The sequence below is a fragment of the Cobetia sp. D5 genome, from assembly GCF_035666195.1.
Classification (GTDB): Bacteria; Pseudomonadota; Gammaproteobacteria; order Pseudomonadales; family Halomonadaceae; genus Cobetia; species Cobetia amphilecti.
The window spans coordinates 3026832-3051158 of sequence record NZ_CP142020.1 but is presented as its reverse complement, the minus strand read 5'-3'; the positions used below and the strand labels follow the sequence as shown (position 1 = coordinate 3051158).

Sequence of the window (24327 nt, the reverse complement as noted above, 5' to 3'; positions counted from 1 at the left end):
TTAAAGATGACTATCACTATTCAGTGCAGGTCACAATCATTGTTGTGGCGCTTGACGGGTTACATGCGAAGCACACCGAAGCGACTGTCCTCGATCTCGGCATTCATGGCCGCGGCCAGTGACAGACCGAGGATGTCGCGGGTCTGCAGCGGGTCGATCACGCCGTCATCCCACAGGCGCGCACTGGCGTAGGTCGGATGGCCCTGACGCTCGTACTGCTCGCGCACCGGTGCCTTGAAGGCCTCCTCTTCCTCGGCGGGCCACTCGCGCCCCTCGCGGGCATGCTGGTCGCGCTTGACCTGTGCCAGCACGTTGGCGGCCTGCTCGCCGCCCATCACCGAGATGCGTGAGTTGGGCCACATGAACAGCAGGTTGGGGTCATAGGCGCGCCCGCACATGCCGTAGTTGCCCGCGCCGAAACTGCCACCGATCAGCACCGTGAACTTGGGTACCCTGGCGCAGGCCACCGCCGCCACCAACTTGGCGCCGTGCTTGGCGATGCCTTCGTGCTCGTAGCGCGAGCCGACCATGAAACCGGTGATGTTCTGCAGAAAGATCAGTGGAATCCGGCGCTGGGTGCACAGCTCGATGAAATGCGCGCCCTTGAGGGCGCTTTCCGAGAACAGCACGCCATTGTTGGCGAGGATGCCGACCGGATGGCCATGCAGATGCGCGAAGCCGGTGACCAGCGTCTCGCCGTACTCGCGCTTGAACTCGTCGAAGTCCGAGTCATCCACCAGGCGGCCGATCACTTCGCGCACGTCGTAGGGTTTCTTGAGATCGGTGCCGACGATGCCGTAGAGCTCCTGCGGGTCCAGGCGTGGTGGACGCGATTCGCGCAGCGCGAGCTGGCCCTTGCGTTGCCAGTTGAGGCGCGACACGGCGCGGCGAGCCAGCTGCAGGGCATGGGCGTCGTTGTCGGCCAGATGGTCGGCCACGCCGCTGATCTTGCAGTGCACCTCGGCGCCGCCCAGTGCCTCGGCGCTGATGTCCTCACCGGTGGCGGCCTTCACCAGCGGCGGCCCCGCCAGGAAGATGGTGCCTTGCTCGCGCACGATGATGGATTCGTCCGCCATCGCCGGCACATAGGCGCCGCCTGCGGTGCATGAACCCATCACCACGGCGATCTGCGGGATACCCTCGGCAGACAGCGTGGCCTGGTTGTAGAAGATGCGGCCGAAGTGGTCGCGGTCCGGGAAGACCTCGTCCTGGTGGGGCAGATGCGCGCCACCGGAATCGACCAGATAGAGACAGGGCAGGCGATGCTTGCGGGCGATTTCCTGGGCACGCAGATGCTTCTTGGCCGTCATCGGGAAGTAGGTGCCGCCCTTGACGGTGGCGTCGTTGGCGACGATGACGCACTCCACGCCGCTGACGCGGCCGATGCCGGTGACCAGGCCCGCGCCGGGGACAGGGCTGTCGTAGACGTCGTGGGCCGCCAGCGCAGAGAGTTCGAGGAAGGGCGAGCCTTCATCGATCAGGTGGTCGATGCGTTCGCGCACGAACAGCTTGCCGCGCGACTCGTGACGTTCACGCGCCTTGTCGCCGCCACCGGCCGCGACGGTCTCCAGCAGCTGGTGCAGGCGATCGACCTCGGCCTGCATCGCCGCTTCATTGGCGCGGAACTGGTCACTGCGCGGATTGATCAGGGAGGTCAGTATGGCCATCGAGCAAGCTCCAGCGGCGAAGGGTTGCGAAAAAGAGTAGGGGATGACGAGAGGTATCAGGCACTCTCGTTGAACAGTTCACGCCCGATCAGCATGCGGCGGATCTCGCTGGTGCCGGCGCCGATCTCGTAAAGCTTGGCGTCTCGCAGCAGGCGCCCGGTGGCGTACTCGTTGATGTAGCCATTGCCGCCGAGCAGCTGGATGGCATCCAGCGCCATCTGGGTGGCCTTCTCGGCGCAGTAGAGAATGACGCCCGCGGCGTCCTTGCGTGAGGTCTGGCCGCGATCACAGGCATTGGCGACCGCATACTGATAGGCGCGACAGGCATTGAGGGTGGTGTACATGTCGGCGACCTTGCCCTGCACCAGCTGGAATTCACCGATGGCCTGGCCGAACTGGCGGCGCTCATGCAGGTAGGGCACCACGATATCCATGCAGGCCTGCATGATGCCGATGGGGCCGGCGGCCAGTACGGTGCGCTCGAAATCGAGCCCGCGCATCAGCACCTTGACGCCACGATTGACCTCACCCAGCACGTTCTCGACCGGCACCTGGCAGTCCTGGAAGACCAGTTCGCAGGTGTTGGAGCCGCGCATGCCGAGCTTGTCGAGCTTCTGGGCGGTGGAGAAACCGGGGAAGTCGCGCTCGATGATGAAGGCGGTGATGCCCTTGGAGCCGGCGTCCGGGTCGGTCTTCGCGTAGACCACCAGGGTGTGGGCATCCGGGCCGTTGGTGATCCACATCTTGTTGCCGTTGAGCACGTAGTGATCGCCACGCAGCTCGGCCTTGAGCTGCATCGAGACCACATCAGAGCCGGCGCCGGGTTCGGACATCGCCAGCGCGCCGACATGCTCGCCGCTCATCAGTTTCGGCAGATAACGTGCCTTCTGCTCGGCAGTGCCGTTGAGCTTGATCTGGTTCACGCACAGGTTGGAATGCGCGCCGTAGGAGAGCGCCACCGAGGCGCTGGCGCGCGAGATCTCTTCCATCGCGATGCAGTGCGCCAGATAGCCCATGCCGCTGCCGCCGTCCTCGTCCGGCACGGTGATGCCGAGCAGGCCCATGTCGCCGAACTTCTGCCACAGGTCATCGGGGAAGGCATTGCTGGCATCGATCTCGGCGGCGCGCGGGGCGATCTCGTCGCGGGCAAAGGCGTTGACCTGCTCACGCAGCAGGGTGTGTGTCTCGTCGAGTCCGAAATCCAGCGGTGAATAGAGGCTGTGCATGATCTGGCATCCTGTAGATCGGTGAAGCGCGATGAGCAAGGCCCGCCAGGGGCTGTGATGACCTGATGGCAAACGGTCTGTCGCGACCGGCTTATCAAGTCCGCCCGTCATGGGCCGCCTTGGCGTGTGATGGAAATTACTCTAGGTCAAAGTTGACGTTAACGTAAAGGTCATTATGCGGCGCTTTGACCAAGGTCGCAGGGTTTGCGGCAGAAGGTCAGCAGGGAGACTCGGGAAGGGGAGTGTCAGGTCGAGAAGGTCAGGTAGAGAAAGTCAGCTCAGGAAACGAAATTGCTCCGGCATCGCCGAGGTGACTTGATAAGCTGAGACGCTGTAGTCACTGTTGATTGAGGAAGTCGTGAGGGCGTCAGTGGGGGAGCATTCCCGTCACCTGCCTGGTGTCACCGGCACTCTTTAGTGTGCAAGTGCGCTGACTCGCCAGCGCTTTTTACCATTCCAGACTCATGCTCACCTGCCTAGAAGGACCTACTCGATGAGTGATGACACCGCCCCGGCAGTCCGCTTCAGCGGCCTGCACAAGGGCTTTGCCGGTCAGCGCCTGTTTGAAGGCATTGATCTTGAACTGCCGCGTGACCGTATCACCGCCCTGGTCGGTGCCAGTGGCTGTGGCAAATCGACCCTGCTGCAGCTGATCAACGGCCTGATCCGCCCGGATGAAGGCGAGGTGAAGGTGTTCGGCGCCGCCGTCGATTACGCCAACCTGCCAGTCATGCGTCGCCGCATCGGCTATGCCGTCCAGCAGATCGGCCTCTTTCCCCATCTCAGCGTGCGCGACAACGTCGCCATTCTTGCTGACCGCGAAGGCTGGAGCGCCGAGCGCGTCAAGGCACGCATCGCGCGTCTGTTCCAGATGATGGATCTCGACATGGCGCTGCTGACCCGCTATCCCCACGAGATTTCCGGTGGTCAGGCCCAGCGCGTCGGGCTGTGTCGCGCCATGATGCTGGAGCCACCGTTGCTGCTGCTCGATGAGGCCTTCTCGGCGGTCGATCCGATCACGCGCATCGAGGTGCATGCCCAGTTCCAGCGCATGCAGCAGGAGGAACCGCGCAGCGTGGTGATGGTCACCCACGACATGAACGAGGCGCTGAGCCTGTCCGATCACATGGTGGTGATGGCGCCCGGCGTGGTGCTGCAGGCCGCCAGCCCCGACACCATCACCACGGCGCCGGCGGATGAGCGCGTGGCCCGACTGCTGGAGGCTCGCGCATGAAGACGCTGATGACGACTCCCGTCCTGCAACGCTCGCGCCGCGGGCTGTCCGGTGCGCTGATGGTCGCCGGCCTGGCGCTTGCCAGTCTGGGGGCACTGGTGTCCAGCCCGCTTGCCAGCGCGGAAGAGCAAGCCGCGGCATGGCCCGAGGACAAGCCGATCGTGGTCGGCTCCAAGGCTGACCGCGAAGGGCATCTGCTGGGCGAGATCTTCGCGCAGGTGCTGGAGGACGCCGGCTTCACGGTCGAGCGCCGTCTGGGGCTGGGGCAGACCATCATCACCTATCAGGGGCTGGCGGAAGGCGAGCTGGATGTCTATCCCGAATACACCGGCACCCTGGCCCACGCGATTCTCAAGCTGGACGACGTGCCTCCGCTCGAGAAGCTCGATGAGCTGAGTCGCGAGCAGGGCCTGCGCGTGCTCGAGCCGCTGGGCTTCAACAATACCTACGCCGTCAGCATGCGCCGCGATCAGGCCGAGTCGCTGGGAATCAGCACCATTGGCGATATGGCCGATCACCCGGATCTGTCCGTCGCGATGTCGCATGAGTTCATCAAGCGTCCGGATGGCTGGCCGGGACTGGCCGCGGAATACGGCCTTTCCCAGGTGCCGCGTGGCATCGAGCACGGCATCGCCTATCAGGCGCTGCGCGAGAGCAAGATCGACGCCACCGATGCCTATTCCACCGAGGGCGACATCAAGCGCTTCGACTTCGTGCTGCTCGACGATGACAAGGGCTACTTCCCCGAGTATCTGGCGGTACCCTTCGTGAATGCCGCCTTGCCGGAAGATGCCGTCGCGGCGCTCAACCAGCTGGCGGGGAGCCTCGATGAAGACAGCATGCAGGCGCTCAACGCCCGCGTTTCCACCGATGAGCAGAGCTTCGCTCAGGTCGCCAGTCGCTTCATTCAGGAACAGGGCATCACCACCGAGCAGCGTGAAGTCAGCGGCGCCAAGTGGGACAAGCTGGGTACCAATCTGATCGAGCACCTGCAGTTGACGCTCTCGGCGCTGCTGCTGGCGTGTCTGGTCGGCCTGCCGCTGTCCTTGCTTGTCTATCGCAATCCGAAGGTCTCGCGGGTGGTGCTCTACGTCACCGGCCTGCTGCAGACCATCCCCTCCATCGCGCTGCTGGCACTGATGATTCCGCTGTTCGGCATCGGGGTGGTACCGGCGGTGATCGCGTTGTTCGTCTACTCCTTGCTGCCGATCATCCGCGCGGCGATCACCGCGTTGCTGACGGTGGACCCGCTGCTGGTCAAGGTGGCACGTGGCATGGGCCTGACGCGTCGCGAGCAGTTGCGTCACGTCATCCTGCCGCTGGCGACGCCCAATCTGCTCACCGGTATCAAGACCGCCGCCATCATCAATATCGGCACCGCGACGCTGGCAGCCTTCATCGGCGCCGGAGGGCTGGGCGAGCCGATCGTCACCGGGCTTTCGCTCAATGACTATGATCTGGTGCTTTACGGGGCGATTCCCGCGGCATTGCTGGCCATCTGCGCCGAGCTGCTGTTCGAGCTGTTCGAGCGCCTGGTGATACCGGCGCATATGCGGGGCTTGAAGTCGCGCTGAGCCGGAAAAAAACGGCGTAGTACATTACACGACAATCATGTCGCAACTCTTGTACAAGGCGTGCAGTAAAAAAGGAAGGCTGCTGCGAAGGTTTAACGTTGGTCGCCGATCAGAGTAATGTGAAGGGGAAAGTAAGGGCTTGCTGACAGGCCTTGCAGCAGCCTCTACCCCCCTTTGAAGGAGAGATTCATGCGTATCAAAAATCTGTTTCCGATTGCGCTGGTCGCGGCGACTCTGGCCCTGAGCGGTTGTGGTCTGTTCGGTCATGGCCACGGCCATGGTGGTCACGGCGGTGGCGGTGGTGGCAAAGGTCACGCGATGATCGATACCCCGGCCAGCGCACCGGCGGATCATCTGTCCTGATCTAGCCTCGCCTGTCGGTTGACGAAAAAGCCGCCCCTTTCTGCCTCACGGCAAGGAAGGGGCGGCTTTTTTGTGTTCGTGTCCGAGTGCCGATCTGAGCTGAGCTGTGTGGGGTTGGGCTGTGTGCGAGGACGGTGCTTTCCGTCGCGATGCTTTGAGTCGCGATGCTCTGCGAGCGGCAAGCGCCGGGCAGGCGGCAAAAAAAAGACCTCCCCGAGGGGAGGTCTGCAAGCACGTCACCGTATGTCTGCCGTGACGCTCGGCGCCCTTGAGGCAAGGGTCGACCGATAGAGGTGCCGACAGCTGCGGTTCCTGAGTCTGGAAGCGCTACCAGCTGCCATCCTTGGCATCGGGGTCAGATGATCAGTTGTTCATGGCCTGCGGAAGATAGAGCACGATCTCCGGGAAGACGTGCATCAGCACGATGGAGAAGATCATCAGCAGGAAGAACGGCAGTGTCGCCTTGGTGATGGTGATGATGTCCTTGCCGGTCAGGCTCTGGATCACGAACAGGTTGAAGCCGACCGGCGGGGTGATCTGCGACATCTCGACCACGATGATCAGGTAGATACCGAACCAGATCAGGTCGAAACCGGCGGCTTCGATGACCGGCATGATGATGGAGGTCACCAGCAGGATCAGCGAGATGCCGTCGAGGAAGCAGCCCAGGATCAGCAGGAACAGCGTCAACACCACCAGCAGCATGGTCGGCGACAGTCCCAGGGTGGCGATGCCTTCGGCCAGCTGCATCGGAATCTGGGTGAAGCTCATCGCCGAGGACAGGAAGGAGGCACCGGCGATGATGAAGGCGATCATGCACGAGGTGCGCAGCGCCGCGAACAGCGATTCCTTGAAGGTGGCGGCGGTCATGTGGCCGTTGAGGCGCGCGATGATCAGCGACAGTACCACGCCGACCGCGGCCGCTTCGGTGGGTGACGCCAGGCCACCGTAGATGCTGCCGAGGATGCCGCCGATCAGTGCCAGCAGCGGAATCAGCTGGGCGCTGTTGCGCAGCTTGGCCATGAAGCCCATGTGCGGCTCGTCATGGCCGGCGCGGCCCTGCGGCTCACCGACGACCTTCGACCAGATCGCCAGGTAGCCCATGAACAGGGCCAGCAGCAGCATGCCCGGCAGGACACCGGCGATGAACAGACGCGAGATGGACTGCTCGGTGACCACGCCATAGACGATCATCATGATCGACGGCGGAATCAGCAGGCCGAGGGTCGAGGCACTGGCGAGGGTACCGATGGCCAGGTTGCTGTCGTAGCCGCGGCGTTCAAGCTCCGGCAGCGTCATCTTGCCGACGGTGGCACAGGTGGCGGCGGAGGAACCGCACACGGCGGCGAACAGACCGCTGCCGATGATGTTGGAGTGCAGCAGGCGTCCCGGCAGGCGATTGAGCCACGGTGCCAGCGCGCGGAACATGTTGTCGGCCAGCCCGGAGCGGAACAGGATCTCGCCCATCCACACGAACATCGGCAGGGCGGTCAGGTCCCAGCCGTAGCTGGCACCCCAGAAATCGGAGGCCAGGATCGGGCCGGTCTCGAAGGTGGAGAAGAAGGTCAGCACGATCCAGCCGGTGCCGATCAGCGAGAAGGCGACCCACACGCCGCTGCCGAGCAGCAAGGCGAGGGCCAGCAGAGTGACGAGGATGAGTGTCAGCATGTCATTCGGCTCCGTCTTCGGGCTCGGGCGCCACGTAGCTTGAGGGCGCGGTGAAGGCGGTGCGCAGCGTGGCGATCAGGGTCTCGAGAATCGCCAGGCACAGCAGGCCGGTACCGGCGACCAGCACGCTCTGCGGAATCCACAGCGGCAGCGCCAGCAGGCCGGAGGAGATGTCGTGGTACTCGAGGCTCTCGCCGACCAGCAGTACCAGTTCATGGGTGATCAACACGCTCAGGCCGAGTGCGATCAGCAGCGCGAGGCTTTCGATCCATACGCGCACGGCGGCCGGCAGGCGGTTGATGACCAGCGTCACGCGGATATGGGCGTGATGCGTGAAGGTGTAGGCGAGGCTCAGGAAGGTGGCGCCGACCAGCAGGAAGGCAGCCATTTCCGACACGCCGGAGATCTCGAAGCCGAGACGCTCGGCACCGAACATCACCATGATGGCGTCGATCAGGCGCAGGAAGACTTGCAGGCTGACGAGGGTGCAGATCAGCAGCATGCAGGCCGCCGCACCCCACGCACCGAGGCGATAGAGTCTGTCGAAGAAATAGGTCATGACGGGCGCTCACAGGGAAGGTGAGGGTGGCCACGCGATGCTGCGCACAGGCTTGTCCGTGGGTCACCTGCCGGCGGACGGCAGGTGTCGGAGTCTCGAGTGGCGTATCGCGTGGCGGGATAGCAACGCTGCAGCTGGGGTCGGTCAGGACATCTACAGCGCTCAGGCAATGCTCAGAGGTTGCTCAGGCAGTGCACGGTCGATGCGCTCAGCCGCATGTCCAGCATTCAGCGCCGGGCAGCCGGGCTTGCGAGCGAATCTCAGGCATCCAGGTCTGCGCGGTAGCGCTCGAGCAGCTGCTGGCCTTCTTCACCGGCACGCGACTTCCAGTCCTGGAACAGCTTGTCACCGGCGGCCTTCAGGTCTTCTGCCAGCTTGGCGTCAGGCTCGCTGATGGTGAAGCCATTCTCGGTCAGCACCTTGGCGCTCTCGTCGGCATCGGCCTTGCTGGCTTCCCAGCCGCGGGTCTCGGCGGCCTTGGCGGCATCGAGCACGGCTTGCTGGGTGCTCTCGTCGAGACGATCGAAGGCACGCTTGTTGACGAAGACGATGTTCTTCGGCAGCCACAGCTTGGCGTCGTTGTAGTGCTTGACGTAATCCCAGGCCGACATGGACTTGCCGGTGGAGCTGGAGGTGATCATCGCGTCGACACGGCCGGTGCTGAAGGCGGTGGGGATGTCGGCTTCTTCGGTCTCGGTGGGCTTGCCGCCGACGTTCTCGACGAAGCGCTGGGTGTTGATGTTGGGTGCGCGGATACGCAGCCCCTTGAGCTGGGAGACGTCGGTCAGGTCGAAGTCGGTGTAGATGCCCTGGGCCGGCCAGGCGACCGCGTACAGCGGCATCAGACCTTCCTTGGCGAACAGCTCGGTGATGTCCGGCTTGGAGGCCTGCCAGAGGGCGAAGGCTTCTTCGTAGCTGGAGGCGACGCCCGGCAGGGTGTCCAGCTCGTAGACCGGCGATTCGTTGGAGAGGATCGACAGGAAGATCTCACCGGCCTGGACGGTGCCGCGACGCACGGAAGGCTTGATCTCGCCGTGGGAGATCAGGGAACCGCCGCTGTGCACGGTCACGGTCAGCTCGCCATCGGTGGCCTCGGTGACGTCCTCGGCGAACTGCTTGGTGTTCTTGGTGTGGAAGCTGGCATCGCCATACGGAGTGGCGAGGTTCCACTGTGCCGCGAGTGCCGAGCCACTGAAGGCCAGGGCACCCACTGTCGCCAGCCAGGCGAGGGACTTGACTGTCGGGGTCTTGCGAGTGAGGGAATCGTTGGGCTTACGCATGTCCTGTTCCTCATTATTATTGAATGTTGTCGGCAGACAATTTCATTCTTCAAGCGACGGGCCATCCCGTCCAATCGTTAATTCTGATGCGTAGTATCGATGAAATCTTTCACAGTGTCGTCGCATGAAAGCCTTTGACGATATTTTTAGACCTTGGTCTGACGCTGATCTGATGCGGGGCGGGGCGCGATCAACCCTGACTCAGCGCATGACAGGCGGTCTGATCAGGGATCGGAATGCGCGTGTTGCTGCGAGTAGGTCTCGGCACATTGGCGGCCGAGGCGTGCCACGCTGGCGCAGAAATCGGGATAGTTGGCATTGCGCCAGATGGCTTCATAGACCATTGGCGGCAATGGGGTCTTCAGTGGCAGGCGCACCAGTTCGCCGTGGCTGATGACATCCTCCACCGTGGCGACCGGCAGTACGCCGATGCCGAGCCCTTCGCTGCTCATGCGCAGGATGGTCATCAGGGTGCTGGTGCAGTGCACCTTGGGCTGGGTGATGCCCTGTTCCGACAGATAGCTGACCAGCTCGGTATAGGGGCGCGCCTGCTTGCTGAAGGAGATGAATGGCGTGGAGGCGAAGCGCTCGCCATCCTCGGCCAGCTGCTCGGCGAGGGTCGGCGAGGCGAACATGCCCATCTCGAAGGTGCACAGCGGAGTCTGGGTGGCGTAGGGCCCCATGGCGGCGCTGTCCATCGCGAACAGCATGTCGAGATCATTGTCGGCCAGACGCTGATGCAGGGAGGGCGAGATATCGACGGTCATTTCCAGCGTCAGCTTGGGATAGCGTTCGGCCAGCTGGCGCATGAAGGCGGGGAACCAGCTGTTGGCGATGGTCTCGATCACGCCCAGACGCAGGGTGCCTGAGAAGGCGCCTTCTTCCTGAAACAGGCGCATGGCTTCGTCGCGGCCACTGAGCAGGCGCTCGGCGTGGGCGAAGAACTCTCGCCCGCGCAGGGTGGGCTGGATGGGGCGGGTGGCGCGTTCCAGCAGGGATTCGCCGACGGTGGCTTCCAGGCGGTTGATGCGGTCCGAGATGGAGGGCTGGGTCAGGTGAAGCTTGGTCGCGCCTTTGCGGAACGAGCCAAGCCGGACCACCCAGACGAAGGCCTCGAGTTCCTTGAAGTCGAACATGGCAGATGCCCCGTGATGAATCGTGAAGACCGCCCATCTTGCCGCATGCGGCGCGGGGCGTCAGCTTTCATCTCGGGGCATGGCCCGCGTCAGGCCGGGAGCGGGCTCATTCGCTTGCGCGGGTCGCTCACGTCATTTGCGAAACAGCTGGCTCTCGCGGTCCTTGAAGGCCTTGAATTCCAGTGCATTGCCGGTGGGGTCGAGGAAGAACATCGTTGCCTGTTCGCCGGGTTCGCCCTTGAAGCGGATATGGGGTTCGATCTCGAAGGTGACGCCCTCGGCGATGAGGCGGTCCGCCAGTGCCTGCCAGGCATCCATCTCCAGCACCACGCCGAAGTGCGGCACCGGCACGCCATGGCCATCGACCGGATTGCGGTGCTGAGCGACGGCGCTTGCCGGGTCGGCCAGCGCCGGGTTCAGGTGGCAGACGAACTGGTGGCCATAGAGGTCGAAATCGACCCAGCTGTCGGACGAGCGGCCCTCGGGGCAGCCCAGAAACTCGCCATAGAAGCGGCGTGCCTCGGCGATATCGCGGACCTGGATGGCGAGGTGGAACGGGTCGCTGACGGCCATGGTGAAACTCCTGTTGTTGTTGGGGGATTCGGCTGAGCAAAGAATGACTTCAGACCAGCGGTGGGCGGGGTGACAGGCCCTGAAGTCACCGCTCGGCTCGCACAAGACAGAAGCATGACGCGCGCTGTCGGGCAAGCGATACACGGCCGGTGCTTTCATGGCGCAAGATGATGAAAGATTTCACCGATATGACGAATCATAAAATACGATTGGATACCAAGGCGGCCCCTTACATAAAGTGGAGGCATAACAACACACAAGATCTGACCTGTGAGGTTCCGCTATGTCCCGCTCTGCTCCCTCCCTCCCCCTGCTCAACTGCGATATGGGCGAAAGCTTCGGCAACTGGAAGATCGGTCTGGATGAAGAGGTCATGCCCTTCGTCGACTGCGCCAATATCGCCTGTGGTTTCCACGCCTCCGACCCCAGCATCATGCGCCGCACCGTGCGTCTGGCGGTCAAGCATGACGTGCGCATCGGTGCGCACCCGGCCTATCCAGACCTGCAAGGCTTCGGCCGTCGCTCGATGGCGTGTTCGCCTGCCGAGGTCGAGGACATGCTGCTCTACCAGATCGGCGCGCTCGATGGTATCTGTCGCGCCGAGGGCACTCGCGTCCAGTACGTGAAGCCGCATGGCGCGCTCTACAACGACATGGCCGCCGACCCGACGCTGCTGCGCGCCGTCATGCAGGCCGTGGTGCGCTATGACGCCAGCCTGCCGCTGATGGTGATGGCGACCGCCAACCCCGCGCCGATGCAGGCGCTGGCCGACGAGATGGGCATCACGCTGTGGTTCGAGGCCTTCGCCGACCGTGCCTATGACTCACGCGGCCACCTGGTGTCGCGCCGTGAGCCGGGTGCCGTGCATCACGACAGCGAGGTGATCATCGCCCAGTCCGTGACATTGGCGCGTGGTGAAGCACTGACCGACAGCAGCGGCGGTGACCTGGTGCTGTCCGCCGATACGCTGTGCGTGCACGGTGACAACGCCGAGTCCGTGGCCGCGGTGCGCGCCATCCGTGAAGCCTTCGATACGTTGGCGGGTGCCTGATGGCGGGGGCTGACAGCCACGGCCGTGGCACGTCACCGCAACTGCGCCTCGAGACCGTCGGCATGGACTCGCTGATCATCCGGCTGTTCGATCGCATCGAGGAATCCAACATGGCCTGGGTGCTGGCCGCCGACAGTGCGCTGCGTGAGGCCTTCGGCGCGGCGCTGGTCGATCTGGTGCCGTCCTACACCACGCTGCTGCTGCACTACGATGTGGCCGCGCTGGAAGAAGGCGAGGCGCGTGCCCGCATCCAGGCCGCGCTGGCGGATCTCGCGCCGGGCAGTGGCCAGCAGGGCCAGCTGCATGAAGTGCCCGTCTGGTATGACGACAGTGTCGGGCCGGAACTGGCGCCGATCGCCGCGCGGCTGGGCATCAGCGTCGAGGCGCTGATCGAGCATCACGGGGCGCATGATTACTGCGTGTTCGCCCTCGGCTTCGCGCCCGGTTTTGCCTTCATGGGCGTGCTGGAAGAGGCGCTGACCACACCGCGCCTCAAGACGCCGCGCCAGAAGATCGCCCCCGGCAGCGTCGGCATCGCCGACCGTCAGGCTGCCATCTACCCGTCCCGCTCACCCGGTGGCTGGAACATTCTGGGCCGTACGCCTATCACGCTGTTCGGGCGCAATGAGGCCGGTGAACCGTCCAGTCGTTTCATGCCCGGTGATCGCGTGCGCTTTGTCTCCGTGAGCCGAGAGGAATTCGTTCGCCTGGGCGGCGATGTCACCCCGCTGGAGGAACGCGCATGAGCGACGTGAAGACGAAGACGACGCTGCGCGTCGAACGCAGTGGTGCACTGGCGCTGGTGCAGGATGCTGGCCGTCTGGGCGTGCGTCACCTGGGCGTGACCCAGGGCGGCGCGGCGGACTGGGTGTCGCTGGGCTGGGCCAACTGGCTGCTGGGCAACGCTCATGATGCGCCGGGGCTCGAGATCACCATGGGCGGCGGCTTGCTGCTCAAGGTCGAACAGGCCGGCACTCTGGCGCTGTGCGGGGCAGATCTGGCCGCGACCCTCGACGGCGAGGCGCTCGCGCCGGGTCAGGCCTTCGAGGTGACCAGCGGACAGCAGCTCAAGTTCGAGCGTCCCGTTGCTGGCCTGCGCGCCTATCTGACCTTCCCCGGTGGCCTGGATGTCGCCCCGGTGCTGGGCAGTGCCGCCAGCACGGTGCGCGACGGCCTCGGCGGGCTGGATGGCGAAGGGCGGGCACTGGCCAGCGGTGATGTGCTGACGGCTGCCAGCAATGAGCTGTCGCTGCGCGAGCTGCCGGCCTCGGCACAGGCATGGCAGCAGTCGCTGGCCGCCAGGGAAGGCGAGGCGCTGGAGTTGCCGCTGGTCGTGGGGGCGCAGATCGCCGAGTTCAGTGGCGACAGCCTCTATCGCGCCTTCAACAGCGAATGGGCGGTGGATGGACGCGCCGATCGCATGGGCGTGCGCCTGACCGGCCCGCGTCTGGAGCGTGAAGGGGCGGGCATGGTGTCCGAGGGCATTCCGCTGGGCGCCGTGCAGGTGCCGGCCGATGGCCAGCCCATCATATTGCTCAATGATCGCCAGACCATCGGCGGTTACCCGCGCCTTGGCGCGCTGACGCCACTGGCCTGCGCACAGCTCGGGCAATGTGTGCCGGGCACCCGGGTGCGACTGGCGGCCGTGACACCGGGTCAGGCGCGTCGTGATCACCTCGAGGTGCTGGCCGGTTGGCAGTCGTGATGCGCTGCAGCGAAGCTGTCAGCTCGACGCCTGCAGGCCAGAGTGACTAGACCGAAGCGTGCAGGCCCGAGCCTGCAGATCAACGCGTGCAGACCTGAGCGACTGGATCGAAGCGCGCAGACAAAAAAAGGGCCTCCAAGTGGAGGCCCTTTCGGTTTTCCCGTGAGGGAATCTTTGATGCTGTTGGGAGTGATTGATCAGATCACGCCCTCGATGAACAGATTCCCGGAGAAACGTTGCGCGAGCATCGGGAAACGTTGCACTGACTCGTGGGTATCGATGAAACACGAAGCAATGCGGTCATCATGTCGGGCACATTACCCTCACATGCTGACGGGTAACGAACGGCTTATCCCCCGAACGGGACTGTACTGGCAAGAATAACGGTTGAGGCAGGCGGATGCCAGTCATTTGCGAGCGCTGTTTCCTAATTTTTTCCTCGCCGCATCCCTGCGGTGAGTTCTGCTGATTCATCGCGCCTTTCACTGCCTGGCAGGACGCTTGCGCAGGCGCCACAGGTGAACCTCCAGCCAGCCGGCTTCCAGGGCCAGCATCAGGTTGCGTTGCATCTGGGAAAAGGCCGGGCCGAACACCAGTTCCGGCGTCAGGCCGCGGGCGGCCAGCATGGCCGGCGAGGGCGCAGGCGCATCATCCCGGTAGGCGCTGGGTTGCTCGCTGGTGCTCTCGCGCATGCGCCGCGCCTGCCAGCTCAGCACCTGATCGGTCAGCTCGACATGGGCATCGACCTCGAAGCCACTGCTGGCCATCGCCTCATGCAACTCCTCGCAACTGGCCAGCTGATCGCCACGCGGTGACAGCGCCCAGGGCAGTGGCAGGGCAGGGCGCTCGCCAAACGCCTGCGCCTGCACGCTGAGCACCGGCTCGTGCAGCAGGAGATAGCCATCCTGCTCGAGACAGTCATGCCACTGGGTGAGCGTGCTGACCTTGTCGCTCAGATGCACCAGCAGGTGCTGGCTGAAGAGGCGATCAAAGCGGCGGCCCGAGAGTGCCGGATGCAGCTCGGGGTAGCAGGCGTCGCCCTCCAGCACGCGAATCGACTCGCGCAGTCCGGTGGCCCGGTTGAGGGCGATCGCCAGCTCGCAGAGGCTGCTCGAGAGATCCAGCGTGGTGATGTGGTGGTCCGCGCCGGTGTCACGCGACTGGCTGGCAATATGCCGTGCCAGCCCGCCAAGGCCGGCGCCGAGTTCGAGCATCGCCAGCCCCCGCGACTGGGGTTCCAGCCGGGCGAGGGCCAGCAGCTCGCGGGTGCCCGTCACGCCACCCAGATGCAGTTGGTCCAGCCCGGCCAGTGCCATGATCGGCAGTGCGCCGCTCGGGTGGGCATCGATCAGCGTCTCGAGTGCCTCGTCGAGGGCCGCATGATGGTGACTCGCCGCATAGTGGGCGACCTGCTGACGAGCGCTGCTCAGGTGGCGTGTGGCGGGGGCGTCATCCTCCTCCTCACGTGACGTGCTCACCTGGCCAGGCCCAGTTCTTGCGTTGCGGCCTCGCGCATCTTGAACTTCTGGATCTTGCCGGTCACGGTCATCGGGAATTCCTCCACGAACTTGATGTAGCGCGGCACCTTGAAGTGAGCGATACGTCCCTGGCAGAACGCCTTGAGCGCCGGTTCATCGAGCTGCTCGCCTTCCTTGAGCTTGACCCACGCCATCACTTCCTCGCCATACCGCTCATCGGGCACGCCGATCACCTGCACGTCCGACACCGCCGGGTGGGTGTAGAGGAAGTCCTCGATCTCGCGCGGATAGATGTTCTCGCCCCCGCGGATGATCATGTCCTTGATACGTCCCACGATCGTCACGTAGCCGTCTTCATCCAGCGTAGCGAGGTCGCCGGTATGCATCCAGCGGCCGGCATCGATGGCCTTGGCGGTGGCCTCCGGGTTGTTCCAGTAGCCCAGCATCACGCTGTAGCCCCGCGTGCACAGCTCGCCCTTCTCGCCGACTGGCACCACGCGCCCGCTGTCAGGGTCGATGATCTTGATCTCCAGATGCGGGTGCAGGGTACCGACGGTGGAGACGCGCTTGTCCAGCGGCGCCTCACGCGTGGTCTGCAGGCTGACCGGACTGGTCTCGGTCATGCCGTAGGCGATGGTGACCTCGCGCATGTGCATGCGTTCGATGACCTGGCGCATCACCTCGATGGGGCAGATGGAGCCGGCCATGGTGCCGGTACGCAGGCTGGTGAGGTCGAATTCGGCGAAGCGCGGGTGTTCGAGTTCGGCGATGAACATCGTCGGCACGCCGAACATCGCGGTGGCGCTCTCCTCGCTGACCGCCTGCAGGGTGGCCAGCGGATCGAAGCCCGCTTCCGGATAGACGATGGCGGCGCCGTGGGTCAGGCAGCCCAGATTGCCCATCACCATGCCGAAGCAGTGATAGAGCGGTACCGGCATCACCAGTTTGTCGTGCTCGCTGAGGTTCATGCGCTCGGCGACGAAGAAGCCGTTGTTGAGGATGTTGTGGTGCGAGAGGGTCGCGCCCTTGGGCGCACCGGTGGTGCCGGAGGTGTACTGGATATTGATCGGGTCATCGAAGGTCAGGCTGGCCTGCAGCTCGCTGAGTGTTTCCCGCGAGACGCTATCGGCACCGCTGAGCACATCCTGCCAGTTGAGCATGCCGGGCAGGGCATCCTCGGCCTCGAAGCAGATCAGGCGCCTGAGGTCCGGCAGCGCGCCATTGTGAATGCCATCACGGCCGCGGGCCTCTTTAGCCTCAGGGAACAGCTCCTCGAGGATCGCCACATAGTCGGACGCCTTGAAGCGAGACTGGAAAATCAGCGTCGCCGCACCGGATTGCTTGAGGGCGTAGGCCAGTTCATGGCCGCGGTAACTCGGGTTGAGATTGACCAGCACCACACCGATCTTGGCGGTGGCGTACTGGATCAGCGTCCATTCGGCGCGATTGGGCGCCCAGATGCCGACGCGGTCGCCGCGCTCGATGCCCATCGCCAGCAAGCCGCGCGCCACGCGCTCGACCTCTGCGTGCAGTTCGGCCCAGGTGTAGCGCAGTCCCTGATGGCGACTGATCAGGGCATCGCGCTCGGGCCAGCGCGCGCAGATGCGATCGAGGCAATCCCCGATGGTTTCTCCCATCAGTGGGGTGTCGGAGGTAGCGCTGAGATAGCTGGCTGACTGGCTTGCGTGTGCCATTTCGCTGGCAGGCTGGCGTGTGGCGATGGCGTCCTGTGACATGGTGCTTTCCTGTGTCCTTGGTTGTTATTGGTGAGGCAAGGCTTGTCAGGGGGAGCCGCCTCAGGGAGGCGGTGACGCAGTGTTGTCGTTCTTTTCGTTCTTTTCGTTCTTTTCGTTTTTGTCGTCTGGTCGTGCTGTCGTCTTGTCATGAGTCGCGTGATCAGCGGGCGACGCGCTGCTCTCCGGCAGTCTGCTGTCGCCCGCACTCGCGAGGCGCTGGTCAGTTTTCGACAGACGATTCTCTATAGGCAGTCTAGTCGCTGTCACTTGTGTAGCCGGCAGTTATATAGCTGCTGCTGGCGCGAGTGGGTTCTGGCGTTGTTGACTCCAATCAGCCCTCGCTGTCGCCGGCCAGGCGGGCGAGGGCTTCGCGGGCACGCGTCTCGACGTCATCCAGCTCGCGCTGCATGGCGGTGAGATCGCGCAGCTGACGCTCAAGGCCCTCACGCTTTTCGCTCAGGATGCCAAGCAGGCGGGTGAGCTGCTTCTCGCCACCGCCGTCGGCGGCGTCGTAGAGGTCGACCACTTCACGAATCTCGGCCAGCGAGAAGCCCAGTCGCTTGCCGCGCAGGGTCAGCTTGAGACGCACGCGGTCCTTGTCGCGATAGACGCGCGTCTGACCGCGCCGCTCCGGGTGCAGCAGACCTTCCTGCTCGTAGAAGCGGATGGTGCGCGTGGTCACGTCGAAATGCCGTGCCAGCTCGCCGATGCTCCAGGTGCGCTGGGTCGGACGGATGGCGTCGCTGGTGCTGGTGGTGCTCAGCAGGGACTCCACACCGGCATCGTGTGTCGCGCCATCAGGCGTTGCCCGGGATTTGGGGTCAGGACTTGGGGTCATCATCGTATCTGTCATGGGCGCTGCCGCTCCGGATGCTGTGCGCGCCAAGGAGAGGGGAATGCTCCTTGGCGCAGTGGGTGCCAGCGGCGTCTGGCCGTGAATTTTCTACAGACTAGCATTGTTTACGTTAACGTAAAGGGTAATAGTATTTGCAGCCAACCAAGCAGATGCTAGGTTGAATCAGATCACAGTCTCGGCTTGCCGCTTTCTGCAGGACGGCCTGGTTCTGCAGAACGTCTTCAGCTCTGCAAGGCGGCTCGCCTGACGACTTCGGCTCTGTTGACACACTGTCTTCCTCCCAATAACAACAGCCACAGGAATGCCACGCCATGTCTTCGACGTCTCTCACGCCCTCTACTGCCGCGCCCTCTACCGGTTCACTGGATCTGCTGTCACGCCTGCGCGCCGTGGTCGCCGGTGACAGCGCGCCGCTGGTGCTGCCTCAGCTGATCAATGGCCAGTTTGTCGAAAGTCGCGCCGATCAGCACCTGAGCGTCACCAACCCGGCCACCAACGGCGAGATCGCCCGCGTGCCCCTGTCACCGCTGAGTGAGCTTGATGAAGCGCTGGACCACGCCGAGCAGGCCTTCCAGGGCTGGCGCAACACGCCGGTGCCGTCCCGTGCCCGCCTGATGCTCAGCTATCAGCATCTGCTCAAGCAGCATCATGACGAGCTGGCCGAGATCATCTCCCACGAGCTGGGCAAGACCTTCGAGGACGCCAAGGGCGATGTGTGGCGCGGCATCGAGGTGGTCGAGCACGCCGCCAACATTCCCAGCCTGCTGATGGGCGAGACGGTGGAGAACGTCGCCACCGGCATCGACAGCTATTCCGTGACCCAGTCGCTGGGAGTCTGCTTAGGCATCACGCCGTTCAACTTCCCCGCCATGATACCGCTGTGGATGTTCCCGCTGTCCATCGCCTGTGGCAATGCCTTCGTGCTCAAGCCGTCCGAGCAGGTGCCGCTGACCACGCTGCGGCTGGCGGAGCTGTTCATGGAAGCGGGTGCCCCCGAGGGCATCCTGACCGTGGTGCAGGGCGGGCGCGATCAGGTCAATCATCTGCTCGCCCACGAGATTCCGCGCACCGTCAGCTTCGTCGGCTCGGTACCGGTGGGTCAGCACATCTATCGCACCGCCACTGACAACCTCAAGCGCGCCCAGTGCTTCGCCGGGGCCAAGAACCACATGGTGATCATGCCGGACGCCCCGGCCGACCAGGTGGTCAACGCGCTGGTCGGTGCCAGTGTCGGCGCGGCGGGTCAGCGCTGCATGGCGATCTCGGTGGCGGTCTTCGTCGGTGATTCGAAGGCCTTGATCGAGCGCGTGCGCGATGCGCTGGCCGAGGTGCGCCCGGGCGCCTGGGATGACAAGGGCGCCAGCTACGGGCCGTTGATCTCGCCGCAGGCGCTGGAGCGCGTGACCGGCTGGATCCAGCAGGGCGAGCAGGAAGGCGCCGAGCTGCTGCTGGATGGTCGTGGTGTCTCGGTGGCGGGCTATCCCGATGGCAACTGGCTGGGGCCGTGTCTGTTCTCCAAGGTGACGCCGGAGATGGTGCTCTATCGCGAGGAAATCTTCGGGCCGGTGCTGTGCTGCATGGAGGCGGCGGACCTGTCCGAGGCCATCGAGCTGATCAACAACAACCCCTACGGCAACGGCACCTCCATCTTCACGCGCTCCGGCGGCGCGGCGCGGCGCTTCCAGAACGAGATCGCGGTCGGTCAGGTCGGCATCAACGTGCCGATTCCGGTGCCGCTGCCGTTCTTCTCCTTCACCGGCTGGCGCGGCAGCTTCTTCGGCGATCTGCATGCCTATGGCAAGCAGGCGGTGCGCTTCTATACCGAGACCAAGACGGTGACGGCGCGCTGGTTCGACGATGCACCGGCCGAGGGCAATCAGCCCAACTTTTCTATTCAAATGCGCTGATGGCTCCTCAGATGCGCTGAGCCGCTTTGACAGGCCCGGGCGATAGACCCGGGCCGACAGAACAAGGACAACAGGAGGCAGCTGCATGAACTTTTCGCTGACCGATGACCAGCGTGCCCTCCAGGAGGGGGCGCGTGCCTTCGCGGATGCCGAGCTTGCCCCGCATGCCGCCGAGTGGGACGCCACGGCCCACTTCCCCATCGAGACACTTCGCAAGGCGGGCGAGGCCGGCTTCATGGGGCTTTACGTCCCCGAGGAGCATGGCGGCCTTGGCCTGCCGCGCCTCGACAGCTCCATCATTCTCGAGCAGCTGGCGACTGGCTGCATCTCGACCACCGCCTACATCACCATCCACAACATGGTGGGCTGGATGATCGCCAGTTTCGCCACGGACAGCTGCCGTGAGCAGTGGGTGCCGGCGATGGTGGCGGGCGACAAGCTCGGTTCCTACTGCCTGACCGAGCCGGGCAGCGGCAGTGATGCTGCCAGTCTGCATACCCGCGCCGAGCGCGAGGGCGATGACTACTATCTGAGTGGCTCCAAGATGTTCATCTCCGGTGCCGGCGCCACGGACGTGCTGGTGGTGATGGCGCGCACCGGCGAGCCGGACAGCGGCGCGGCGGGTATCTCGGCCTTCGTGGTGCCGGCTGACGCCGAGGGCATCAGCTACGGCAAGAAGGAAGACAAGATGGGCTGGAACAGCCAGCCGACCCGACTGGTGAGCTTCGATCGCGTGCGGGTTGCGGCGGCCAATCGTCTGGGCGAGGAGGGCGAGGGCTTCCGCTTCGCGATGAAGGCGCTGGATGGCGGTCGCATCAACATCGCCACCTGCTCACTGGGTGCGGCCCAGAAGGCGCTGGAGCTGTCGCGGGATTATCTCGGCGAGCGCAAGCAGTTCGGGCGCGAGCTGGCCCAGTTCCAGGCCCTGCAGTTCAAGCTGGCCGACATGGCCACCGAACTGACCGCGGCGCGCACCCTGGTGCGGCTGGCGGCCTTCAAGCTCGATGAGGGTGACGCCGAGGCCAGCGCCCACTGTGCGATGGCCAAGCGCTTCGCCACCGACATGGGCTTCGAGGTCTGCAATCAGGCACTCCAGCTGCATGGCGGCTACGGTTATATCCGCGAGTACCCGTTGGAGCGGCTGGTGCGTGACACCCGTGTGCACCAGATTCTGGAAGGCACCAACGAGATCATGCGTCTGATCATCGCGCGCCGTCTTCTGACGCCGGGCATGATCGAGTCGCTGGCGTAACGCCGCCTCCACTTCAGTTCGTCATTGGTTACCATCTTTCAGGGAGTTACATGATGTCATCCAGTCAAGGGCCATGCCTCATTCTCGAGAAGGATCGTCATATCGCCCGGGTCACCATCAACAACCCGCCGGCCAACACCTGGACGGAAGCGTCCTTGATCGAGCTGGAGCAGCTGCTCGACGAGCTGGAGGGCGATGGCAGCATAAGTGCCGTGGTGATCACCGGTGAGGGCGACAAGTTCTTCTCCGCCGGCGCCGATCTCAAGACCTTCGCCGATGGCGACAAGGGCGTCGCCGCCACCATGGCGCGTCGCTTCGGGCTGGCCTTCGAACGGCTGGCCAACTTCCCGGGCGTGACGATCGCCGCCGTCAACGGCTACGCGATGGGCGGCGGGCTCGAGTGCGCGCTGGCCTGTGACATGCGTATCGTCGAGCGGCAGGCCAGGTTGGCACTGCCGGAGGCCAAGGTGGGGCTGTTGCCGTGTGCGGGCGGCACCCAGCACCTGCCGTGGCTGGTCGGCGAAGGCTGGGCCAAGCGCATGATCCTGTGTGGTGAACAGGTGGATGCCGAGACCGCCGGTCGCATCGGGCTGGCGGAAGAGGTGGTCGAGACCGGCCAGAGCTTCGAGCGCGCGCTGGCGATCGCCGAGAGCGTCGCCAACCAGAGCCCGAGCGCGGTGGCGCGCTGCAAGGCGTTGATCATGTCATCACGCCATCGCGGCATGAGCGATGGCCTGCGCATGGAGCGCGAGCTGTTCGTCGAGCTGTTCGATGACCCCAACCAGAAGGAAGGCGTAAGCGCCTTCCTCGAGAAGCGCGCCCCGCAGTGGGTTTCGCGTCAGGAAGAGGTGAAGGGAGGAGGGCGCTCATGAGCCAGATAGAAGGTGTCACCGCCAAGGCCGCGACCGATGTCGAGGCGCCCGTGGTGTTCGAGACGCGTCGCGCCCGCGACGGCAAGCAGCTGGGAATCGTGCGCCTGAACGCGCCGCGTTCGCTGAATGCGCTGTCGCTGGCCATGATCGAGCGCATCGAGGCGCAGCTGGATGCCTGGGAGCTGGACAGCAGCATCGCCATGGTGTGGCTGGAAGGCGCCGGCGAGCGTGCGCTGTGTGCCGGTGGCGATATCGTGGCGCTCTATCAGGCGATGACCACGGCGCCTGCCAGCGAAGGCGCAGACCCCCTCGAGGCGCTGGATGATTTCTTCGCCACCCGCTACTTCACCGCCGAATACCGGCTCGATCACCGCCTGCATACCTTCCCCAAGCCGCTGCTGGTGTGGGGTGGCGGCATCGTGATGGGCGGCGGCATGGGGCTGTTCGCCGGCGGCTGTGAGCGCGTGGTCACCGAGAGTTCGCGACTGGCGATGCCGGAAGTCAGCATCGGCCTGTATCCGGATGTCGGTGCCAGCTGGCTGCTCAATCGCCTGCCGCGTGGCATCGGAGAATATCTCGGCGCGACCGGTGCGCAGCTGAATGCCCGCGATGCGCTGGATCTGGGGCTTGCGACACGCCTGATTCCCGATGAGCAGCGCGAGGCGCTCAAGCAGGCGCTGTGCGAGGGAGAATTCGGCCGTCACCCGTCGCGTCATCTGAGCCAGGTGCTGAGCGAGTTCGAGCGCCGTGAACTGGCGCCGCCGGGGCAGGTGCTGCCGCTCTTCGATCACCTTCAGCAGCTGGTCGCCGGGCGTGAAGTGCTGAAGGCCTGCCAGCGAATCATTGATGACCCCCAGGCGCGCAGTGACTGCAATGCGTGGCTGAACGCCAACCGCGAGCGTCTGCTGGCCGGCTGCCCCAGTTCACCGCATCTGGTATTTCGCATGCTGGGGCGCCATCGCCACTCCTCGCTGGCTGAAGCCTTCCGCGACGAGCTGACTCTGTCGGTGCGCTGCTGCATGGGCACCGAGCTTGCCGAAGGGGTGCGCGCCCTGCTGATCGACAAGGACAAGCAGCCTCAGTGGGCCTATGCCTCGATCGCCCAGGTCTCCGAGGAATATATCGACGGCTTCTTCGCGCCGCTGTGGGAAGAGGACGAGCATCCGCTGATGGACCTCTGAGCGCACTTTTCAGTACAGGCGGCAGGCGCGGCCATGCCGCCGGACGCCAATGACAACAAGAATCTGTTCACAAGGAAGCATTGCCATGACATCCATCGGTTTCATCGGACTCGGCAACATGGGCGGTCCCATGGCGCTCAATCTGGTCAAGTCTGGCCATGCGGTAAGGGTTTTCGATCTGGTCGAGTCGGCCATGAGCGAGCTGGTCGAGGCGGGCGCCACCCGTGCGGCATCTCCCGGAGAGGTCATCGAGGGTGTCGAGGTGTTGATCAGCATGCTGCCGGCCGGTCAGCACGTGCGAAAGCTCTATCTGGGCGACAAGGAAGACGGCGCGGGTGGCCTCCTGGCCACGCTCGACGCCTCGGTGCTGGTGATCGACGCCTCGACCATCGCGCCAGATGATGCCCGTCTGGTCGCGCGCCACGCCGCCGAGCGTGGCATCACCTTCATGGATGCCCCGGTGTCCGGCGGGGTCGGTGGCGCGCGTGCCGGCACGCTGAGCTTCATCGTCGGCGGCGAGGCCGACGGCTATGCGCGTGCCGAGCCGCTGCTGGAAGTGATGGGCAAGAATCTGTTCCATGCAGGCCCGGCCGGCAGCGGCCAGGTCGCCAAGATCTGCAACAACATGCTGCTGGGCATCCTGATGAGCGGCACCGCCGAGGCGCTGGCGCTGGGGGTCAAGAACGGACTGGACCCGGCTGTCCTCTCGGAGGTGATGAAGCAGTCATCCGGCGGCAACTGGGCGCTCAACGTCTACAACCCCTGGCCCGGCGTGATGGAAGCCGCACCGGCCTCCAATGATTATCAGGGCGGTTTCCTGGTCGATCTGATGACCAAGGATCTTGGCCTTGCCTGGGAGATGGCGCTGGGCTCGAAATCGGCGGTGCCAATGGGCTCCCAGGCGCGTAATCTGTTCGTCCAGCATGCCGCCCAGGGCGCAGGCCGTCTCGATTTCTCGAGCATCCAGCGCTTCTATCGCTGTGGCGAGGCGGATGCGTGAGCTGATACG

Annotated in this window: 21 protein-coding genes; 11 read left to right on the top strand and 10 right to left on the bottom strand. The window is 64.5% G+C overall.

The window, feature by feature from the left end:
- Positions 1 to 59: 59 nt before the first annotated feature.
- A complete protein-coding gene (locus U0O11_RS12710; protein WP_054555514.1) occupies positions 60 to 1667 on the bottom strand; it encodes a carboxyl transferase domain-containing protein in 1608 nt (535 codons plus the stop codon).
- Between the two features lie 56 nt (positions 1668 to 1723).
- Complete coding sequence (locus U0O11_RS12705; RefSeq protein ID WP_279836159.1) at positions 1724 to 2893, bottom strand: isovaleryl-CoA dehydrogenase; 1170 nt, start codon at positions 2891 to 2893, stop codon at positions 1724 to 1726.
- A 493-nt stretch (positions 2894 to 3386) separates the two neighbouring features.
- Here U0O11_RS12705 and U0O11_RS12700 point away from each other — a divergent pair, with 493 nt between their 5' ends.
- The 3 genes from U0O11_RS12700 to U0O11_RS12690 all read left to right on the top strand — a co-directional run bounded on the left by U0O11_RS12700 (position 3387) and on the right by U0O11_RS12690 (position 6064).
- Entirely contained in the window at positions 3387 to 4127 is a 741-nt protein-coding gene (locus tag U0O11_RS12700) for an ATP-binding cassette domain-containing protein (RefSeq protein WP_153636301.1), read from the top strand.
- A gap of 8 nt (positions 4128 to 4135) precedes the next feature.
- Positions 4136 to 5701: a glycine betaine ABC transporter substrate-binding protein gene (locus U0O11_RS12695; RefSeq protein WP_279836154.1), complete on the top strand. Its 1566-nt coding sequence runs from the start codon at positions 4136 to 4138 to the stop codon at positions 5699 to 5701.
- A gap of 189 nt (positions 5702 to 5890) precedes the next feature.
- Positions 5891 to 6064 (top strand): hypothetical protein, encoded by a 174-nt coding sequence (locus tag U0O11_RS12690; protein WP_165873989.1) that lies wholly within the window; start codon positions 5891 to 5893, stop codon positions 6062 to 6064.
- Positions 6065 to 6427: 363 nt separating this feature from the next.
- Here the strand turns inward: U0O11_RS12690 and U0O11_RS12685 are convergent, their stop codons facing one another.
- The 5 genes from U0O11_RS12685 to U0O11_RS12665 form a co-directional block, all read right to left on the bottom strand.
- On the bottom strand, positions 6428 to 7732 hold the full coding sequence (locus tag U0O11_RS12685; RefSeq protein ID WP_043331336.1) for a TRAP transporter large permease: 1305 nt from the start codon (positions 7730 to 7732) through the stop codon (positions 6428 to 6430).
- A gap of 1 nt (position 7733) precedes the next feature.
- On the bottom strand, positions 7734 to 8291 hold the full coding sequence (locus U0O11_RS12680; RefSeq protein ID WP_043331335.1) for a TRAP transporter small permease: 558 nt from the start codon (positions 8289 to 8291) through the stop codon (positions 7734 to 7736).
- A 260-nt stretch (positions 8292 to 8551) separates the two neighbouring features.
- A complete protein-coding gene (locus U0O11_RS12675) occupies positions 8552 to 9571 on the bottom strand; it encodes a TRAP transporter substrate-binding protein (RefSeq protein ID WP_248377138.1) in 1020 nt (339 codons plus the stop codon).
- A gap of 224 nt (positions 9572 to 9795) precedes the next feature.
- Complete coding sequence (locus tag U0O11_RS12670; protein WP_107336255.1) at positions 9796 to 10707, bottom strand: LysR family transcriptional regulator; 912 nt, start codon at positions 10705 to 10707, stop codon at positions 9796 to 9798.
- Positions 10708 to 10839: 132 nt separating this feature from the next.
- Positions 10840 to 11280 carry a VOC family protein gene (locus tag U0O11_RS12665; protein WP_054555510.1) on the bottom strand — a complete coding sequence of 147 codons (441 nt, stop codon included), beginning with the start codon at positions 11278 to 11280 and terminating at the stop codon, positions 10840 to 10842.
- Positions 11281 to 11563: 283 nt separating this feature from the next.
- On the opposite strand from U0O11_RS12665, the gene U0O11_RS12660 reads away from it, so the two are divergent.
- The 3 genes from U0O11_RS12660 to U0O11_RS12650 are packed head-to-tail and all read left to right on the top strand — an operon-like array spanning position 11564 to position 14036.
- Positions 11564 to 12331 carry a 5-oxoprolinase subunit PxpA gene (locus U0O11_RS12660; RefSeq protein WP_153636297.1) on the top strand — a complete coding sequence of 256 codons (768 nt, stop codon included), beginning with the start codon at positions 11564 to 11566 and terminating at the stop codon, positions 12329 to 12331.
- Entirely contained in the window at positions 12331 to 13077 is a 747-nt protein-coding gene (locus U0O11_RS12655) for a 5-oxoprolinase subunit B family protein (RefSeq protein WP_279836144.1), read from the top strand. The genes U0O11_RS12660 and U0O11_RS12655 overlap by 1 nt, the downstream gene beginning before the upstream one ends.
- Positions 13074 to 14036 carry a biotin-dependent carboxyltransferase family protein gene (locus U0O11_RS12650; protein WP_279836142.1) on the top strand — a complete coding sequence of 321 codons (963 nt, stop codon included), beginning with the start codon at positions 13074 to 13076 and terminating at the stop codon, positions 14034 to 14036. Before U0O11_RS12655 ends, U0O11_RS12650 begins: the two co-directional genes overlap by 4 nt.
- A gap of 482 nt (positions 14037 to 14518) precedes the next feature.
- Here U0O11_RS12650 and U0O11_RS12645 read toward each other — a convergent pair whose 3' ends face one another.
- The 3 genes from U0O11_RS12645 to U0O11_RS12635 all read right to left on the bottom strand — a co-directional run bounded on the left by U0O11_RS12645 (position 14519) and on the right by U0O11_RS12635 (position 18103).
- The gene (locus tag U0O11_RS12645) at positions 14519 to 15514 is read right to left on the bottom strand and encodes an SAM-dependent methyltransferase (RefSeq protein WP_279836141.1); all 996 of its coding nucleotides are present in this window, start codon (positions 15512 to 15514) and stop codon (positions 14519 to 14521) included.
- Positions 15511 to 17208, bottom strand: coding sequence for an AMP-binding protein (locus U0O11_RS12640; protein WP_279836214.1), 1698 nt, complete (start codon positions 17206 to 17208; stop codon positions 15511 to 15513). Before U0O11_RS12640 ends, U0O11_RS12645 begins: the two co-directional genes overlap by 4 nt.
- A 373-nt stretch (positions 17209 to 17581) precedes the next feature.
- Complete coding sequence (locus U0O11_RS12635; RefSeq protein ID WP_324690366.1) at positions 17582 to 18103, bottom strand: MerR family transcriptional regulator; 522 nt, start codon at positions 18101 to 18103, stop codon at positions 17582 to 17584.
- A 314-nt stretch (positions 18104 to 18417) separates the two neighbouring features.
- On the opposite strand from U0O11_RS12635, the gene U0O11_RS12630 reads away from it, so the two are divergent.
- The 5 genes from U0O11_RS12630 to mmsB all read left to right on the top strand — a co-directional run bounded on the left by U0O11_RS12630 (position 18418) and on the right by mmsB (position 24318).
- Entirely contained in the window at positions 18418 to 20013 is a 1596-nt protein-coding gene (locus U0O11_RS12630) for a CoA-acylating methylmalonate-semialdehyde dehydrogenase (protein WP_279836139.1), read from the top strand.
- Positions 20014 to 20098: 85 nt separating this feature from the next.
- Positions 20099 to 21265, top strand: coding sequence for an acyl-CoA dehydrogenase family protein (locus U0O11_RS12625; RefSeq protein WP_279836138.1), 1167 nt, complete (start codon positions 20099 to 20101; stop codon positions 21263 to 21265).
- A gap of 53 nt (positions 21266 to 21318) precedes the next feature.
- Complete coding sequence (locus U0O11_RS12620) at positions 21319 to 22137, top strand: enoyl-CoA hydratase (protein WP_279836137.1); 819 nt, start codon at positions 21319 to 21321, stop codon at positions 22135 to 22137.
- Positions 22134 to 23318, top strand: coding sequence for an enoyl-CoA hydratase/isomerase family protein (locus U0O11_RS12615; RefSeq protein ID WP_215823244.1), 1185 nt, complete (start codon positions 22134 to 22136; stop codon positions 23316 to 23318). Before U0O11_RS12620 ends, U0O11_RS12615 begins: the two co-directional genes overlap by 4 nt.
- 85 nt (positions 23319 to 23403) lie before the next feature.
- Positions 23404 to 24318 (top strand): 3-hydroxyisobutyrate dehydrogenase, encoded by a 915-nt coding sequence (gene mmsB / locus U0O11_RS12610; protein WP_324690365.1) that lies wholly within the window; start codon positions 23404 to 23406, stop codon positions 24316 to 24318.
- The last annotated feature ends 9 nt before the right edge of the window (positions 24319 to 24327 follow it).

Bases quoted from the DNA above. Each gene is read 5' to 3' on its own strand.
- U0O11_RS12710 (WP_054555514.1), bottom strand. From the start codon at position 1,667: ATGGCCATACTGACCTCCCTGATCAATCCGCGCAGTGACCAGTTCCGC.
- U0O11_RS12705 (WP_279836159.1), bottom strand. From the start codon at position 2,893: ATGCACAGCCTCTATTCACCGCTGGATTTCGGACTCGACGAGACACAC.
- U0O11_RS12700 (WP_153636301.1), top strand. From the start codon at position 3,387: ATGAGTGATGACACCGCCCCGGCAGTCCGCTTCAGCGGCCTGCACAAG.
- U0O11_RS12695 (WP_279836154.1), top strand. From the start codon at position 4,136: ATGACGACTCCCGTCCTGCAACGCTCGCGCCGCGGGCTGTCCGGTGCG.
- U0O11_RS12690 (WP_165873989.1), top strand. From the start codon at position 5,891: ATGCGTATCAAAAATCTGTTTCCGATTGCGCTGGTCGCGGCGACTCTG.
- U0O11_RS12685 (WP_043331336.1), bottom strand. From the start codon at position 7,732: ATGCTGACACTCATCCTCGTCACTCTGCTGGCCCTCGCCTTGCTGCTC.
- U0O11_RS12680 (WP_043331335.1), bottom strand. From the start codon at position 8,291: ATGACCTATTTCTTCGACAGACTCTATCGCCTCGGTGCGTGGGGTGCG.
- U0O11_RS12675 (WP_248377138.1), bottom strand. From the start codon at position 9,571: ATGCGTAAGCCCAACGATTCCCTCACTCGCAAGACCCCGACAGTCAAG.
- U0O11_RS12670 (WP_107336255.1), bottom strand. From the start codon at position 10,707: ATGTTCGACTTCAAGGAACTCGAGGCCTTCGTCTGGGTGGTCCGGCTT.
- U0O11_RS12665 (WP_054555510.1), bottom strand. From the start codon at position 11,280: ATGGCCGTCAGCGACCCGTTCCACCTCGCCATCCAGGTCCGCGATATC.
- U0O11_RS12660 (WP_153636297.1), top strand. From the start codon at position 11,564: ATGTCCCGCTCTGCTCCCTCCCTCCCCCTGCTCAACTGCGATATGGGC.
- U0O11_RS12655 (WP_279836144.1), top strand. From the start codon at position 12,331: ATGGCGGGGGCTGACAGCCACGGCCGTGGCACGTCACCGCAACTGCGC.
- U0O11_RS12650 (WP_279836142.1), top strand. From the start codon at position 13,074: ATGAGCGACGTGAAGACGAAGACGACGCTGCGCGTCGAACGCAGTGGT.
- U0O11_RS12640 (WP_279836214.1), bottom strand. From the start codon at position 17,208: ATGGCACACGCAAGCCAGTCAGCCAGCTATCTCAGCGCTACCTCCGAC.
- U0O11_RS12635 (WP_324690366.1), bottom strand. From the start codon at position 18,103: ATGACAGATACGATGATGACCCCAAGTCCTGACCCCAAATCCCGGGCA.
- U0O11_RS12630 (WP_279836139.1), top strand. From the start codon at position 18,418: ATGTCTTCGACGTCTCTCACGCCCTCTACTGCCGCGCCCTCTACCGGT.
- U0O11_RS12625 (WP_279836138.1), top strand. From the start codon at position 20,099: ATGAACTTTTCGCTGACCGATGACCAGCGTGCCCTCCAGGAGGGGGCG.
- U0O11_RS12620 (WP_279836137.1), top strand. From the start codon at position 21,319: ATGTCATCCAGTCAAGGGCCATGCCTCATTCTCGAGAAGGATCGTCAT.
- U0O11_RS12615 (WP_215823244.1), top strand. From the start codon at position 22,134: ATGAGCCAGATAGAAGGTGTCACCGCCAAGGCCGCGACCGATGTCGAG.
- mmsB (WP_324690365.1), top strand. From the start codon at position 23,404: ATGACATCCATCGGTTTCATCGGACTCGGCAACATGGGCGGTCCCATG.